Origin of the sequence: Sporosarcina aquimarina, assembly GCF_019748715.1 — a bacterium.
Lineage (GTDB): Bacteria > Bacillota > Bacilli > Bacillales_A > Planococcaceae > Sporosarcina > Sporosarcina newyorkensis.
On the sequence record NZ_JACLBZ010000008.1, the window covers coordinates 61,257 to 78,467 of the forward strand.

Genomic DNA, 17,211 nt, shown 5'->3' on the forward strand with positions numbered 1-17,211 from the left:
ATTACATCCCCTTCATTACTAAAATATCTTTGAGCTTACGGAAGGTGCCGATGAATTGTTCAAGCTCTTGTTCGTCAATCCGATCTTTGAATAGACTTTCGATACTTTCATAGACTGCTTCATTTGAGGCAGACAGTATTTCATTGCCTTTTAGTGTCAATGAAATACTGTTCGTGCGCTGGTCGTTCGGATCTTTCTCCGATTTGACCAGTTCTTTCTCCACCAATTTCTTCAATCGAGTAGAAATGGCGCTTTTATGCACGCCTTGGATTTCTGCCAGCTGTCCGCTCGAGAGATTTCCGTAGGTGGAAAGAATCTTCAATACTTGGATTTGCTCCGGCGAGTATTCTTTCCATATAGGAATGTTAAGATTTTTGACAACGTGTTCCGTACCATAGATTATTACTTCTTCAAACAGCTCTACAGCTTCTTGTAATTGCTCTTTCAAAATAGTCCACCCCCTAAACTAATAATATTAGTTTAGGGGGTGGACTAAGAAAAGTCAACTAATTCATCATATTCTTGTAGAAAGTTTTCAGATTACGGTAACGCAAAAAAGTCAGGTTGAAGAGAATTCTCTTCTCGCCTGACATAATGGATATAATTTTTTAAACAATAAAATACACAATCACGGATAACAGAACTGAAGTAACAGCCATAGCCGCCAGTGGACGCATGGCCCGGTCACGCAAGTCTTTCAAGCTGACATTTAACCCGAGACCCACCATCGCCGCCGTCAACAGCCAGGTCGTTAGAACCGAAACACCGTCCATCACACTGTCTGATACAGGGATTGAATGTCCGAATACGTAGCTGCCGAGAATGCTTAGTAGGATGAATCCAACTAAGAACCACGGGAATTCAATTTTTGCATCGGCTTCATCTGTCCCTTTGTTCTTGCGTTTCATCAGATAGATGAAGATGAAGCAAAGTGGAACCAATAGGAACACTCGCCCCAGTTTAGCAAGCAATGCAATCGCAAGGCCATCTTCCCCTGCTGGAGCGCCTGCCAATGCTACATGTGCCACTTCATGAAGGCTGATCCCTGCCCACATTCCATACTCTATGGAGTCGAGCGGCAAAATCGGACGAAGTATTGTATAGCCGATGGCGAAAATGGTCCCCATCAATGCTATGATTCCAACGCCGATTGCCGTGTCCTCGTCTTTCGCCTTAATAATTGGCGCGACTGCAGCGATGGCAGCAGCGCCGCAGACACCGGTCCCAACACCAAGTAGCAATGAAATATCTTTATCCGCTTTAAAAATTTTCGCAAGCCAGATCATCATAAAAATCGCGAAAATAATTACACCGGCATCTCGTACCAATAAACCTAAGCCGTCACTCAAAACGGTATCAATGTTCAATTTCAATCCGTATAAAATAATGGCCGTACGCAGCAATCGCTTAGATGAAAAAGCAATCCCTGAACGTATTGCTTGCGGATAGCCAAAGAATTGGCGATAGGCCACCGCAATGATGATCGCACATGCTAACTGGCCAATATGGTCAAAACCAGGTAGTTTTGCTAATAAAAATCCTAAAAGTGCTATAAAAAATGTAAATGCCACTCCACCTAGCCAGGCAACCCACTTTGACGGTTGTTGTGGTGCTTGCTGCTTTTGAGTCTCGTTTGCAGTAGTCATGTCGACAACACCTCCTATAGTCAGTATACGAAAATGCTCGCTATAAGAAAAATAACTATTTATAATGATCATGATAAGTAATTATATATATGAGAAGGAGTTGCTACCCATCGACCATCAATTGCAAGTATTCATTGCCGTAGCGGAACGTAAGAATTTTTCTAGAGCGGCTGAAGATCTTCACATGACGCAACCTGCTGTCAGCCAATATATCCGCTCCTTCGAGGAGTCGATCGGAGTCCGGCTACTCGAGCGCACAAATAAATATGTCCGCCTGAATCGGGCTGGTGAAATCGCCTATCATCATGCAAAAGAAATAGTCGGCCTCTACTCCAAAATGCATAATCTAGTTGATGATTTAGCCAATAAAGCGAGCGGATCATTAACCATCGGAGCTAGTTACACCTTTGGAGAGTACGTCCTCCCCCATATCTTGTCCAAGCTCGTCGCAGAATATCCTTCCATCGAGCCTTCTGTGACAATCGGGAACACAGCAGATATTGCAGAGCTAGTCATCAGTCACCAACTGGACGTTGGACTAATTGAAGGTCACTTCAAGGAAGCTACACCTTTACAAAACGAGAACTTTGCAGAAGATGCCATGTACGTCGTCGCGTCTCCTATTCATCCCCTAGTCAGGAAAAAGGGGCGACTATCCATCGGCGAATTATCAAATGACCTATGGCTGCTGCGCGAGGAAGGGTCAGGCACACGAGAAGCTGCCGAAACATTCTTCTCACAATCAGGATTTCGGCCGGCACGCGTCATGCAGTTCAGCAGTACCCAGCCAATCAAAGAATCCGTAGAAGCCGGACTCGGCATCAGTCTGCTTTCGCAATGGGCCATCCAAAAAGAACTGCGTCACGGAGAGCTCAAAACATTACCTGTCAAAGGCACTCCTTTTAAACGCAATTTTTCCATTGTGACCAATTCACCTTTTCAGACAAAAGCATTGCAAGTGTTTATTGACTTATTGAAGAACAATGAAGATCTTACCGTTTTAAATCAAAAAAACTCCACCAACATGAAGTAAACAGTCGGTGGAGTATAAACCCCTTATCTATTTGCAAATACACTTTCCTTCAATTTCAGGGCAACTAGTTGATCACCGGGATCTAAAGAAATCTTTCTTTGCAAAGTGGAAAATACAATCGTTTTATGCCTTTTCATTATAAATAATGGTGTGGTATTTTCAGGAAGGATTTCTTTGGTCCCTATATCCGATTCAGGGACGTGCCAATCAAGTACCCCGATCTCATAATCGGTATTAATTTTGCGATTTAATTCGGGAAACGTCGCACCCTCTTGAAATAATAGATGTGCTTTTAATGAGATGGGAAGTTCCGACTTACTCATTTGATGACTAGGTGCCGCAGTCAGGGAAAAGGTATTGTTGAAACCAAACTCCGGTGCAAAAGACTGTGTAATCAACGCATTATAAGAAGCGTCTCCTGTCATCGATAAGATCGTATCGTAAGGTGCCAAGTCAATGGAAAATCTCGAACGTTCAGATAAAATCTGGCCGGTAAACGTGGAGATTCCCTTTTCAACAGCTGGACGCAGACGCCCCTCTGAAGGATCGACAATTAATACAGGAATGTTCATTTCCTTCAATTGTTCAGCCAATCCGATAGAAAAACTGCTGGCTCCGACGATCAATACACCCGGCGGTTCATTGCTGGCCAGATTCAACTTTTTTGCCAACGGACCGAGGGTAAAACCATGAGCACAAACTGTGATGAATACGAGAGCAAACGTCAGTGCGGTCAGCAAGGAGGCTTCTTCATAACCATCCTCTGCCAGAGTTGCAGCAAAATACCCGGCAACCGTCAAGGCGACAATCCCTCTAGGAGCAATCCATCCGATCAGCAGCTTCTCTCGCCAGACCAATTCTGTTCCTATGGTGGAAAGCCAAATCGACACGGGGCGTACAAAGAACAACATAACGAGCACAAACCCGATAATAGGCAAAGTGAAAATCTGAGCAATTGTTTCTCTCGCAAGGGATGCGGTCAATAAAATAAAGACTGTCGATGTCAGCATGACGGAAACATTCTCAACAAAATGACCGACATTTCCAATTGACGAAACATAACGCTTGCTCCGACCTAATACGAGACCCATAACCGTCACAGCAAGCATTCCCGTTTCATGCATGATGACTTCTGCCATCGTAAAACAAAGCAAGACAAATGCCAGAATAACGGGAGATTTTAAGTACTCCGGAAATTGACCTTTATTCGCCATAATACCGATCAAGGTCCCCATCACCAATCCGAGAAGGACCGCAAGCCCGGCGCCACCAAAGAAATTCAATAAGTAATTTAGTGATAAATTCTCATTCGTCAAAACCTTGATTACTTCGTAGGCAAATAATGCTAGCAATGGGCCGGCCGGATCGACAATAATTCCTTCCCACTTCAGTACCGCTGCAGTCCGGGCTTTTAATTTCGCATTCCTCAACAACGGGATAATGACGGTCGGCCCTGTCACGACAAAGAGACCTCCTATAATGAATGACACTTCCCATGTGAGTCCTGCAATGAAGTGCGCAGTAAGTGACCCCAAAATCCATGCAAGAAATGCACCCAGCGTGACAACTCGAAAGACAGATTTAGAAATATCCTTAATCTCCCGTACATCCAAATTGGAACTGCCTTCAAATAAAATGATAGCTACTGCCAGCGAAATCAACGGACTATAGAGCTCACCGAGTGCCAGTTCGGGATTGACCAAGCCAAGCAGCGGACCGATGAGCAGGCCGGCAATTGACATAATAAATATAGAAGGCCATTGAATACGCCATGCAAGCCACTGAGAAAAAATTCCAAGTGCTAAAATGGACACAACACTAATTAGTGCTACTTCTTCCATACAAACACCTACCCTCATTCACGAGTCTTTTTATCAGTTCAGTGTAACAAATGATAGGCTATATACCTAATAGAAAGAAAAGATCTCTCATCCCGCTCTTCATATTCATTAATAATTTGTCCTGTTACTTTCTTAAAGATCTTCTGCCAACTGTATCAAATCATCTGACGAGTGAGCAATCGCTCCCACCGCTTGATTGATTTCTTGTAGAATTTGCACAGTACTCTCAACGGAATTCTTGGATTGTTCACTTTGCTCTTTCATACCTGAAACAGCTTGTATAATTTCATTGTAGGAATTTGTCACTTGTAGATTGCCGGCAGAACTTTCTTGAATCAACCGTTCCATTACTTGTACAAAATTGGACATGTCGTTCATATTCGTATTTGTTTCTTCAATCATAGCTGTGACAGTACTGATCGCTTTCTTTGTCTCAACAGATAAATTGCGTACTTCTGCCGCCACCACAGCAAACCCTTTACCATGTTGTCCGGCTCTTGCTGCTTCAATCGCCGCATTCAATGAAAGGAGGTTCGTTTGATCGGCAATGGACGTAATGAGTGTTACTACCTCACGTATATGATCCGTAGACTTGTATAGTGCTTCCATGCGGTCCATCAGATCTGCCGTAAACTCTACTATCTGTTCAAATTTTTGTGACTGCTGATTCACCAATTCTTTGCTGGCAAGCGAAGTCGTTTCCGTGTCCGTAATAAACGACAAGCTATGAACCGTCATTTTTTCAAGAATTTGCGTTTTATTATAAAGTTCTTCTGAAGAAGCACTTGTCTGCTCGCTGACCGCTGCCAACTCTTGGGCAGTTCCCAATACCTTTTCCTTAACAATAATTTTCGATTCTTCAGCCTTTTGTCGATTTTCCTTATTTACATCTTCGTAAGCATCCAACACCAATTGCTGTTCAAAATTCAATATCTTCATGAATGCACGCAATGTCCGAAATTGCCTTTCCCTCGGTATGTCCAGCTGTTCAATGAAGGTAAAAAACTCATCGCAAATTACATCAAAGGCAGCCAAGTACCACTTCGATTCAAGGCCGATATGCACATGAACCTTCGCGATGGTTTTCCGCTGTTCCAAATAAGCTTCATCAATCCGACCATCGAATATCGACAGTAAATGTCTGTTCAATGACGCTTTCAAACGCTCTCTGCTGCTATGATTGGAGATAATCTTATTCAATTTCGGTTCTGCATCCAAGGCTTTATAAAAAGCATCTACCATAACAGGCAGGATAGGTTGAACTTGATCTTTAATAGACAGAAGGAATCCAAGGTCATACTCCGTGAAATTAATCATATCCATTTGCTTTTTCACAGAAGGAGAATGATCCAATTGAATAACTCCAGTAATACAATCCAATTTAGTTCCCCTCGCTATTACTTCTGCCTTACGTTTATCTTTCTTAAATAAATACACCATGCCATTTATAACCCCTTCTTCGGAAATATCACTCTAAATACTTTTCACTATATAAGTTGTTCATTTTACCATACACCCACCACCTATTCTATTCCAATCCCAACTTCCTGCAATATAATTTAATTCCGACTTATTAACAGATTTAGTCAAAAAAAGCAGAGACGGAATTTTTCCGTCTCTGCTTTACATAACTTAAGATAGCTTAAATCGCTCCACAACGCCTTGGAGTTCTCCAGCAATTTTATTCATTTGAGTTGTCGAATTCGCCACTTGCTCGAGTTCGTGTTGTTGTGCCGCGGACGATGCACTCACTTCTTCAGCTGAAGCCGCTGTTTGTTCTGAAATAGCAGATACATTTTGAATGGCGAGGATTGCTTCGTCTTTATGCTCCATCATTTCGGTCAGCTCTTCTGACAACTCCGCAATCGCTTCACGGATTTGCTTCGTGATCTTAGCATTTCGGATAAATGATTCTTCCGTATCCGAAACGGATTGATTCTGACCTTCCATCAATTCCATGCTCTTGTCAATCACTTCCACCGTTTGTTCAGACTCTACTAAAATCTCTTTTACGGTTTCTTGAATTACCTCGGTTTCAACACGTGATTGTTCCGCCAGCTTCCGAACTTCTTCCGCTACGACCGCAAAACCTTTCCCGCTCTCTCCTGCTCTTGCTGCCTCAATACTTGCATTGAGTGCGAGCAAGTTAGTACTTGCCGTAATATCATGTAAAGTTTGGATTACTTGATTGATCGACGATATCTTAGTAGATAGCGTTTCAATCTGAAGTTGAACTTTGTGATTCATATCATTGGCGGATGTATTATGGTCGCGTAATTTCTTCACTTCACCAATACCATCTTCCGTAGCATCAGAAGCTTGTCCAGATAAATTGTTCATAGTATGGAACATTTCATTCAAGTGTTCCATACGATCAGCCAAGTCGGATATACGAAGACTCGTTTGCTCTGTATCTTCAGACTGACGTGACGCACCTTGCGCAATTTCATCGGTCGCTACTGAAACTTCCTGATTCGCAGCTACAAGCTCTTCAAATGCGTGTGTTACTTGAGAAGATGAGTCACTCAATTGGGTAGATGACTGTTGCACTGTTCGTATCGCTTCATTCGTTCGTTGCAGCATATCGTTATAAGCCAATGAAACGGCACCAATTTCATCTTGCCGTACCGAATTTTCATCGACGAGCACCGTCAAATCTCCAGCCGCTGCTGTTTCCATTGAATGCTGCAATTCCCGCAATGGACGTAATTGTCGATAAATGAAAGCGGTAGAAGCCGCTGCCATGAGCAACACAATGACGACTGCCGAAATAATCGTGATCCACAAAATTGAATTGAACGTTTCCAAGATTTTCGATTTAGGTGTTACTGTCTGCACTGTCCATGTTTCATCAATATCCTTTAAAGTAATAGGCGCAAACGCGTTGAAGGCAGTTTCGCCTAAACTCTGCGAATCAACGTATAGATTCGAAAGTTCGCCTTTGTCCATAACTTCTTTGACACTAGCCCAATCAATGGAATCCTGCATATTGGCGCCGTTCATTTCTTCTTTCAGGCTATTTGCTGTTACATCGCCATTGTCTGTAATAACCGATGCATAGCCTCCGTCAGGTTTAATCGAATTTACCAAATCTGTTAAGAAATCAATGGATAAATCGGTCGTCAACAGACCGAAATAAGTACCTGCTGAATCAAGTAATGGCACAGAAATAGTTGTCATAAGAATCGTTTGTCCGTTTGTATCGTATGCATAAGGTTCCGTCAGAATCGCACGCTGTTCTGATTTCGGCACTGTATACCATAAGTTGGCTTCCGGATCGTCCATCCCGCTTAGAGGCTCGACACCGATTGTTGACCCTTCTTTAAAGGTATACGGAATGAATTGTTGATCATCATCCAGTAGATCCTGTGGTATTGCATCTTTATTCGCAATGGCTGCTTGATTGATGACAGCTGCCATTCCTGTTGCATCCTCATTATTTTGAAGGTTGTTCTTGATGATTCGAATGACTTCATCCGCATGAAGATCTCCTTCTGCTCGCTGGGTTTCCAAAATATGTTTAGTTGTTCGCAGCATTTCATTCGTTTCCTTTAGCTTTTCACTCAAAGCAAGCGAACTCTTATTTGTGCTTTCCATTGCAAATTCTTCCGCATCACGCAGGCTTTGCTTATGTAACATGACACTTGTGACGACCGAATACACTAAAAACAATAATAAAAATAATGCAATGATTAACCCTGACAGCCGCATCGCAATACTTCTAGATTTTTTCACTTTATTAGGACCTCCTAGGTAAATATACAGTATTATTACATTATACCTTTAGTCCTTGTTAAAAGAAAGGGATGAATAGTCAAATTTTAAAAAGAATAGGCAAAAGTAGCAGAGGAACCATCCAAACCAGCTGAGTACCGCACTATCCTGTCAACCTAGTAAAAATAGATGAACAAAACGCTCTCTCATACAAAAAATGAGCTGCCAGAAATTTTCTGGACAGCCCTTTATTCCTTAATTTCGTTCCGTCATCTGGCGCCAAATAGAACCTTTAGCTTCCTCGCCTTCTTCAATGCGGGCAATCGCCATGCGCACTTGCAGCTTCACTTCAAATTCCGGATCATTTTCCGCTTCATGTAAAGCAGGCAATGCGTCCTCCGTACCAGTTTCATATAAGAACATTGCTGCACGCCAGCGGACGAGTTTGTTTTTATCTTTCAATAAACGAATCGCCGCAGGTTCGAACCCAACATATCCTAGGTCGCTCATACAGTCTGCTGCCGTACGGCGAACCGCCCAGCTTTTGTCTTCTAATGCTTTTTCGATAAACGGAATAACCGATTCATCTTCAATCATTCCGAGATAAACCGTAGCGAGACGACGGATTGACATTTTCTCGTCTTCAAGTGCAACGGACAATACTGGATAATCGGACGCATCCGGGTCCGGCATTTGGTCTAATAGCTGGAAACGTTTTTCCCATTCAGGAACAGTGAACTCAGCGAGCGTTACTTTTTGGCCTCTAACTTTTGTTTCATCATCGGCTTTTTCAGCTTTTTCTACCAGTTCTTGCAGACGTTTTTCTGGATAAGCTGCTTCCAGTTCCTGCGCGACTTGGCCTCCCACTTCTTGCAGTTCACCGTAACGAATGCCATAGTCCGCCCACTTTCTCAATAAAATATAATTCTCCACTTCGGAGTGGTGTACAGCTTCCATTGCGTTGACGAAGCGTTCACTCAAACCGAAACGCACTTCCGCATCGCTGTTGAAAACTTTGACTTGCAATGGGATGTCCTTATACGTTTGTACATGAACATATACTTCCCCATAGTGTTCATCTATTTCCATGTCTTCCGATTGTTCCATTACATCGCCTTCTTCATTTAAAACAGCGCGTACTTCTGCGAGTATAGACTCCCAAGGGACATTGCCGATCCGCTCGACTGCCATGAAATCCAACACATGATAAATTCCTTTCACACCTTGGATTGCCAAGAGTGAACGGATCGGTTCAGGTGCTTCAGTTTCATCTTTCTTTTTATAATTATGACTCTTCCCTTCAGGTAATGCGGTATCCATGATGATTTTCATCGAATTGGGACTAGGTGTCGGTTCAATTGCTTTTATTTTCAACGAAATCTCCTCCATCTACTCTTTCTTTCTTAGTCGGCTAATTCCTGTAAATACGACCAGCGTTCGATCAGCTCTTCATATTGTGTATTGAGCTCTGTCAACTGTTCATCGAGTAAGCGAAGCCGATCGTAATCAGATCCCGTTCCTGCCATTTCTTGTTCGGTCGCTGTGATTTTTTCTTCAAGTACTTCTATATCCGACTCAATGGTTTCCCATTGCTTCTTCTCCGAATAGGTCATCTTCTTTTTCTGTTTTAATTCTTCTTGAGGCTGCACTTCTATTTTCTTCGGTGCTTTTTCCTCTTTCAATGGAGTCTCCTCCAAGAAGTCGGAATACAGACCGAGCCATACATTTATGTCTCCTGTCCCATCCAATACCCAAAGCTTTCGTGATATACGATCGAGGAAAAAGCGATCATGCGAGATGGTAACGACGACGCCAGTAAACGTATCGATAAAGGATTCTAAGACAGACAGTGTCTCAAGATCTAAGTCATTCGTCGGTTCATCTAGCAGCAGGACATTCGGCTGCTCCATCAAAAGCTTCAACAAATAGAGCCGTTTTCGCTCGCCGCCAGAAAGCTTCCCAATTGGCGTACCATGTGAAGAAGCCGGAAATAAAAATCGCTCCAACATTTGTGTAGCTGATAATCGTGCGCCGCTTCCATCTTCTATATCATTGGATGTTTCACGGATATATTCAATAATTCGCTGATTTTCATCCATTGGCGGAATATGCTGATGAAAATGCGCAATCTTCACCGTCGCTCCTCTTTCGATATTACCAGTATCTGGTGCAATGGTGCCTTCCAACATCTTAAGAAGTGTTGACTTACCAACACCATTCGGACCGACGATGGCAATTCTGTCTTTTGCCTGTAAAATTGCGGAGAACGGATGCAAAATCACTTTTTGTCCAAACCTTTTGGTAATATCATTTATTTCCAGAACTTTCCTACCTAGACGTGAAGTTTGCAGATCCATTTCTAAATCTAATGAGGAGTCTGTCTGTTTCACTTTTTCTTCAAGTTCTTCGAAACGACCGATTCGTGCTTTTTGTTTGGTAGAACGCGCCTTGGCACCTCTGCGTATCCATTTTAATTCATTACGATAACGATTGCGGTCTTTCTGCTCAGACGCAGCGGCCATTTCTTCGCGCAATGCTTTGGATTCCAAGTAGTCGGCGTAGTTTCCTGTATGCGAATACAATGTTTGATTCGCCAATTCATATATATGGGTTGCTACTTGATCTAAAAAGTACCGATCGTGCGTGATGAACATAACGGCGCCTTGAATATTTTGCAGGAAGTCTTGCAACCAACGAATGGATTCCACATCCAAATGGTTTGTCGGCTCATCCAGCAACAATAGATCTGCCGGCTCGATTAGCACTTTCGCTAAAGCTACCCGTTTTTGCTGGCCTCCTGAAAGTTCGCCCATCTTCCGATCAAACATATCAATTCCAAGCTTCATGAGAATCGTTCGTGCCTGGGCATTCAAATCCCACCCACCTGTTGCGTCCATTTCATTTTGCAAACGCGTAAAACGTTCTTGAAGCTCAGGGTTTGATGAATCTGATGAAAGTTCTTGCAAAGCATGCTCATAATGAAGATTCAGCTGAATGATCGGTGCATCACTCTTAAAAACTGTCTCCATGACTGTCAATTCAGGATCCACAACTGGCTCCTGAGGAAGAAAGGCGATACGGAATTTATTCGGATGATCCGCTGCATAAGAATCCGCTTCCTCTTGTCCTGCCAGTATGGATAATAAAGTAGATTTACCGGTTCCGTTGATGCCGATTAACCCGATCTTCTCACCGCTTGTAATGGCAAATTCTACATCTTTAAACAAGGTTTTATCCCCAACCGTTTTGGTTAATTTTTCTACAACTAAATGACTCATAACCCCACATCCTATCTTCAAGCTGCTATTCCTAGTATAGCTGAAAAACACTTCTATAGGGGACAACGAAAACCTGACAAAAGAAAAGAACTTGAGCCGAGTGGGGTCAAGTTCTTTCCTATCTATTATTTAGACGATTCATAAAGCGGCGTGGGATTTGATTTCGCAAGATCCACTGCTCTTTTCAATTGTCTCAAATGGCGTTTTTCGTGGAAACCGACGAAACGGAACCACTGGATTAACGGTACGTTCCCGAAGACCGGGTGCTTGATAGACTTGCTGCGTAACTCTTCTTCAGTTGCCGAGTCGTAGATATCCAATAGAAAATTTCGAGACTGATGCAGACGTTCTTTAGTCTCTGAAATCGAGAGATACGTATCCGTCGGTTCTGTGTATTCCAATAAATAAGCCTTGATTAGAGGACTGGCCGATACACTGATCGGTTTTTTGAAAACCCGCGGACTGTCAGGGTTTTTCAATTCTTTGGCAATGTTTGTAGCAACTCGGCACTCCATTAATGCTAAATGTTCTACGATCTGCTTGGGAGACCAGCCGCCGCATGAGGGCGTTCCGTTAAATTCCTCATCTGTTAAGCCGTCGATCAACTGTAAGATGCGTTTACGGACTTTGATGTTTTCTCCAAAAACCACCAACATCCTCCTCCATTTCTTCCTCATAATCATTACTATTGAAATAGCATACGCTTTTTCCTATCAGATTTAAAGAGGGAACGGTTATATTTCATACTTGTAATAATGAAGAAAATTCATGGATTTCGAATGCTCTTTAAACTCTTGCAAAAGTGTACATTTGTATTGGTTTCTAAATTGGTAAAAAAGGCAATAGCATGTATACAAAGAAAGCTCAAAGTAAAGGTGAAATCTGATGACCGGACATTTTGGCGAACTTCTTTCAGGATCCAGCCGTTTCGTAATGCACTTCATTCGGAACATATTGAGATGCAAATTCAACACTTCTCTGGAAATTATTCCAAGCGAGCTTTTTATCAATTAAAGTCTGCCCGCTAACTGAAAAATCGCACTTTAGCTTAAAGTGTTTACATTGGACGGATAAACAGTATAATGTATAAATATTCACTTTATACATCAAAGACAAGGAGAGAACTACCTTGAAGAAATATACCGCTAGTACGTGGTTTGTATTTTTGATTCCTTCCCTTCTCGGGATTATGCTATTTATGATTCCATTGCCATTTCAGGATGGCTGGAAAGTACCGATCGCCAAACTAGCCGACTTAATGGCAGGATCGCTGGAACCCGTTATCTCGCAGTTGATGATGGTGATGATCATACTCTCTGCATTAGGCTCCATCCTATTTTCATTCGTAAGAAAGGATCCTCAGCGTCCTTCATTTTTTGTAAATTTATTCAAAGTGACACCTTTCTGGACGATCACTCGCGTAATTGGTGCAGTGTTCTCTGTCATGGTCGTCTTTAAATTAGGACCTGAAGCCATTTGGAGTGAAAATACAGGTGGCTTACTATTGGCAAGTGACGGACTTGTATCCTTTTTGTTCAGTATTTTCTTCTTCGCGGGACTTTTGCTTCCGCTTTTGCTGAACTTCGGATTACTGGAATTTTTCGGGACACTGATGGTCAAGATCATGCGGCCTTTATTCAATCTACCAGGACGCTCTTCCATTGATGCACTTGCTTCGTGGATTGGAGACGGAACAATTGGTGTTTTATTAACGAGTAAACAGTATGAAGAAGGCCATTATACACAGCGTGAAGCTGCCATTATATCTACCACATTTTCTGTTGTATCGATTACATTTTCATTGGTCATCATCGATACGGTCGGAATGGCAGATTACTTCCTTCCATTTTACGGAACAGTAGTTTTAACCGGCTTGATTTTGGCTCTCGTCATGCCGCGGATCTATCCTTTACGTTCTATTAAGAATACATATATCGACGATCGGGAGTTTTCACTTGAAGATGAAAAATTGCCTGAAGGGACGAATGTATTTGCATTAGGCTTGGATACTGCATTACAGACGGCATCAAAACAACGCTCCATTGGAAAAACCGTCAAAATGGGTTTTCAAAACGTACTCGACATGTGGTTTGGAGTCGCACCAGTAGTCATGGCTTTCGGGACAGTAGCTTTGATGCTTGCGGAATATACGAGCATCTTCCGAATCCTGGGTAAACCATTCGAATACATTCTGGAGTTTTTGAGAATACCCGAAGCAGCAGATGCAGCACAGACGATGGTCGTCGGATTTGCGGATATGTTTTTACCCGTTATTTTGGCAGAAGGCGTCATCACTTCGCCTGTCACATTATTTACCATCGCAGCAGTATCAGTCGTACAGCTCATTTATATGTCTGAAGTCGGCGGATTGATTTTAGGAACGAAAATTCCTTTGAACATTTTTGATTTACTAATCATTTTCTTGCTTCGCACCATTATCGCATTACCGATTATAGCAGGTATTGCACATTTATTATTTTGGTTTGTGGGCAAAGTATAAGAAAAGGGAAATATTCCTTCACATAAAATCAATTGCACTTATAGAGCTGTCACAGAAAGTCAGAAATGACTTTCCGTGACAGCTTTTATGCGTAATAGGACAATGAAATTAGCGGGAACGAACCAAACCATCATTGCACCGAACCATAGTTTCATCAGACCGAGCTAATACTCTTCTATACCTCACATTTGTTAGGCCAGACCGAACCAATGTATAACCAACACGCACCAAACTACCAGCGCAACGCACATTTCTATTGCCATAACCACTGCCCCATAAGACAAAAACTTTCCCATAAAAAAACAATAACCGCTCAAATTGACATAGGAAAACTCTTTCTCAAACAATCCCGCCTGATGAATAAAAATAAAAAAACTGCCTTTCAGTTAAGAAAGGCAGCCAAATGAACATCTTGAAAGCAACAATGTCTTTAAATCCTTAGAATGTCCGCAAGTAAGGGAGGGTTGCGATTAGGTGAGACTTTGCGACATCGGCTTCCAAGTGTTTCCGCGATGTACAGTTATGCTGACGGTATCCCGAAAGCCATCTATACAGTCAGGTCTCTGTATAGATCGCATTCGGACTTTGATAGAGCGGCAGTTCTAGCATCCTATCTGCCGCCGCTACGTCAAAAAATTACTTCACTTCACTAATTTCGGCTGGTAAATGTTGTACTTTCACAGCAAATTTCGTCAACTTATTCCCCAAAATCGGACTTGGTTCAGTTGATGGTGCTTTCGATTCGTGAGACTTTGCATTCTCTCGGCTATTCAGCCAGTTTTGAAAATACTTCTCGTCTTCCCAAGTCGTGCAAACTTTCACTTCATCCTGATCTTCAGCATCCTGCTTCAATAGAACTTCCATTCGAATGAATCCTTCAAATGTGTGGACTGTTTTCGCTCGTTGAAAACGTGCAGTCACCTGTTCCCCTTTTCCTTTTTCCACAAAAATCGTATTCACTGCTGTCATCATTTGCATTGCACTGCCTCCTCTTTCATCGTCTGTAAATAGTCTACTACATGTTGCGCTTGGTCACCGCCTACTACCGCATGCCGCAATAATGGAATACCATGCGGACCTTTTAATTCTCGCCAGTCCGGATACCACTTCAGCATTGATTGGACAATTTCCAGTTCACCCAGCATAGCGGCTGCAAAAATATCCATACGTCCTCCTTTTGCTACTAAATACTCCGCAATATCCCGGTTTCCAGTATGCGCAGCAGCCCCCAACCCGCTCTCCCAGTCATCGCCACCCCAGTTCATCACAGCATGAACCAAATCAGGTTCCTTTTCAATCAACTTCTGTACTTCCTCAAAATTGCCATGTGTCGCAATTAAATATTGCCGTACAAGTCCTTGGTCAATTGGCTGTTTCTTTTCTCCCTCTGCTCTCATGACATTCTCCCTTTCGTAATTTACTAGGTGTGAAAAAACATTTCCCATTCTTCATGAAAATTTCCGCATCAATTTCAAAAATTGAATGGAACATGTCTTTGCACAAAACACATTGTGGAATACCATCGAACCGTACCCTTCCATCTTTCAATACGATCATGCGGTCACTATAACTGGCTGCTTGATTGATATCATGGAGCACCATGACAATGGTCATGCCGTACGACTCATTCAGTTCCGCCACAAGCTCCATCACTTCCAGCTGATGTGAAATATCCAAATACGTGGTTGGTTCATCGAGCAACAAAATTTTCGGACGCTGGGCAATCGCCATGGCAATCCAGGCACGTTGCCGTTCCCCCCCAGACAATGAATGCAATAGACGATTTTTATAAGCACCTAAATTCGTTACTTCAATCGCCCAATCAATGATCTCCTGATCCTCCTGGCTAAGTTTTCCATACGCAGTACGATGAGGATGTCTGCCGAATTCCACTAGCTCTCCCACCGTCACATCCAATTGGTGATCTTGCATTTGCGGAAGCATCGCCAAATTCCTCGCCACTTCCTGCGACTTCATTCGCTTCAGACGTTCTCCGTTCAGCAAAACTTCACCGCTACCTGGCGTAATCAGCCGCGAGATCAGCCTCAAAAAAGTAGACTTGCCTGAACCATTCGGACCGATCAGACTGACGATTTCTCCTTGTTTAATATGAAGATCGATAGACGATAATCCGAATGAATCCGAATGACGATAGGAAAGTTCTTCAGTTACCAGCAAATGAATCCCTCCGTTTTTGAATTAAGTACAAGAAGAATGGACCGCCTAGGAAAGACAATAAAATACCAACAGGCAACTCGATCGGATTAAAAGCACTACGGGCGATCGTATCCGCCACCACAACAAGCAATCCACCGCCTAATGCCGAAGCTGGCAGAAGGAACCGATAATCGCCTCCAACAATCGAGCGCATAATATGCGGTACGACCAAACCGACAAAACCGATCAAGCCCGAAACGCTTACCGCCAATCCAGCAAGCAATGTACTCAAAACAATTAAGAAAAATCGACTTCGTTCCACGTTATGACCGAGTAATTTGGCTACTTCGTCTCCTAACCGTAAAATCCGAATATGCTTGATTGAAAAGATTGCTAACACAAGCGCGGCAATTACGTAATAAATAATCATCTCAAATTGCACCCAACCGACACCCGCTATTCCACCGGCAAGCCATGGCAGGACCGATTGAACCCGATCGCTGTACAGCAGCATGAGCGCACTCATGAAAGCACCAATAACGGCATTGATAGCGACACCGACAAGAATGATTCGCAGCGGTGATGCCCCGCCTCTCCAAGATAATGCGTAAATAACGAGAGCCGTCACGAATGCACCTAAAAAGGCAGCGAGCGGTAAGAACATAATGTATGCCGGAAAGATGATCATGATGGTTGTCGCTGCTAGTCCAGCGCCAGAAGATACGCCGATAATTCCCGGATCTGCGAGCGGGTTACGCATGATTCCTTGTAATATCGCCCCGGATGCCGCTAAGCTGGTTCCGACAATCATGCCGACTAAAACGCGTGGAAAACGAAGTTCCCAAACGATTCGCCGTTCCATCGTATCCGTTGATTGAAAGATGCCATTCCAAATCTCTTGCAAAGAGAACGAAACAGGTCCGATCATCAAACTGGCGATAGCTGCGACCATCAGTAAACTGCCGCTCGTCACTAACACGATGAGACGTTTTCTTGCAAGCGGGTGCTGATCTTTTTTTGTTCGTTCGTGTACAGCAATCAT

The 17,211-nt window shown here is 42.9% G+C and carries 14 protein-coding genes; 2 read left to right on the forward strand and 12 right to left on the reverse strand.

The genetic code is table 11. The annotated features are described in order from the left end of the window. Nucleotide 1: 1 nt before the first annotated feature. Together H7J92_RS03735 and H7J92_RS03740 are read right to left on the reverse strand one after the other, a co-directional pair. A complete protein-coding gene (locus H7J92_RS03735) occupies nt 2–448 on the reverse strand; it encodes a MarR family winged helix-turn-helix transcriptional regulator (protein WP_221835414.1) in 447 nt (148 codons plus the stop codon). 160 nt (nt 449–608) lie between these two features. Beyond that, the gene (locus H7J92_RS03740; protein WP_221835416.1) at nt 609–1,646 is read right to left on the reverse strand and encodes a YeiH family protein; all 1,038 of its coding nucleotides are present in this window, start codon (nt 1,644–1,646) and stop codon (nt 609–611) included. A 109-nt stretch (nt 1,647–1,755) separates the two neighbouring features. Here H7J92_RS03740 and H7J92_RS03745 point away from each other — a divergent pair, with 109 nt between their 5' ends. Beyond that, nucleotides 1,756–2,679: a LysR family transcriptional regulator gene (locus H7J92_RS03745; RefSeq protein WP_078817366.1), complete on the forward strand. Its 924-nt coding sequence runs from the start codon at nt 1,756–1,758 to the stop codon at nt 2,677–2,679. A 23-nt stretch (nt 2,680–2,702) separates the two neighbouring features. Here H7J92_RS03745 and H7J92_RS03750 read toward each other — a convergent pair whose 3' ends face one another. The 6 genes from H7J92_RS03750 to H7J92_RS03775 form a co-directional block, all read right to left on the reverse strand. After that, entirely contained in the window at nt 2,703–4,520 is a 1,818-nt protein-coding gene (locus H7J92_RS03750) for a cation:proton antiporter (RefSeq protein ID WP_221835420.1), read from the reverse strand. A gap of 132 nt (nt 4,521–4,652) precedes the next feature. After that, on the reverse strand, nt 4,653–5,960 hold the full coding sequence (locus H7J92_RS03755; protein ID WP_078817186.1) for a globin-coupled sensor protein: 1,308 nt from the start codon (nt 5,958–5,960) through the stop codon (nt 4,653–4,655). Nucleotides 5,961–6,152: 192 nt separating this feature from the next. Then, entirely contained in the window at nt 6,153–8,255 is a 2,103-nt protein-coding gene (locus H7J92_RS03760) for a methyl-accepting chemotaxis protein (RefSeq protein ID WP_221835421.1), read from the reverse strand. Nucleotides 8,256–8,489: 234 nt separating this feature from the next. Next, nucleotides 8,490–9,608 (reverse strand): virulence factor, encoded by a 1,119-nt coding sequence (locus H7J92_RS03765; RefSeq protein ID WP_221835422.1) that lies wholly within the window; start codon nt 9,606–9,608, stop codon nt 8,490–8,492. A 29-nt stretch (nt 9,609–9,637) separates the two neighbouring features. Further along, entirely contained in the window at nt 9,638–11,512 is a 1,875-nt protein-coding gene (locus H7J92_RS03770) for an ABC-F family ATP-binding cassette domain-containing protein (RefSeq protein WP_078817183.1), read from the reverse strand. 125 nt (nt 11,513–11,637) lie between these two features. Further along, nucleotides 11,638–12,168, reverse strand: a complete 531-nt coding sequence (locus H7J92_RS03775) for a DinB family protein (RefSeq protein WP_246602493.1) — start codon at nt 12,166–12,168, stop codon at nt 11,638–11,640. A 473-nt stretch (nt 12,169–12,641) separates the two neighbouring features. On the opposite strand from H7J92_RS03775, the gene H7J92_RS03780 reads away from it, so the two are divergent. Beyond that, a complete protein-coding gene (locus H7J92_RS03780; protein WP_221835425.1) occupies nt 12,642–14,012 on the forward strand; it encodes a YjiH family protein in 1,371 nt (456 codons plus the stop codon). A gap of 636 nt (nt 14,013–14,648) precedes the next feature. Here the strand turns inward: H7J92_RS03780 and H7J92_RS03785 are convergent. From H7J92_RS03785 to H7J92_RS03800, 4 genes are read right to left on the reverse strand one after another with little or no spacing between them, the layout of a single operon-like run. Next, nucleotides 14,649–14,990, reverse strand: coding sequence for an antibiotic biosynthesis monooxygenase (locus H7J92_RS03785; RefSeq protein WP_245799462.1), 342 nt, complete (start codon nt 14,988–14,990; stop codon nt 14,649–14,651). Next, nucleotides 14,981–15,409 carry an ankyrin repeat domain-containing protein gene (locus tag H7J92_RS03790; RefSeq protein ID WP_221835426.1) on the reverse strand — a complete coding sequence of 143 codons (429 nt, stop codon included), beginning with the start codon at nt 15,407–15,409 and terminating at the stop codon, nt 14,981–14,983. The genes H7J92_RS03785 and H7J92_RS03790 overlap by 10 nt, the downstream gene beginning before the upstream one ends. Then, nucleotides 15,375–16,190, reverse strand: a complete 816-nt coding sequence (locus H7J92_RS03795; protein ID WP_078817178.1) for an ABC transporter ATP-binding protein — start codon at nt 16,188–16,190, stop codon at nt 15,375–15,377. Before H7J92_RS03795 ends, H7J92_RS03790 begins: the two co-directional genes overlap by 35 nt. After that, the gene (locus H7J92_RS03800) at nt 16,177–17,208 is read right to left on the reverse strand and encodes a FecCD family ABC transporter permease (protein ID WP_425441334.1); all 1,032 of its coding nucleotides are present in this window, start codon (nt 17,206–17,208) and stop codon (nt 16,177–16,179) included. The genes H7J92_RS03795 and H7J92_RS03800 overlap by 14 nt, the downstream gene beginning before the upstream one ends. Nucleotides 17,209–17,211 lie beyond the last annotated feature (3 nt).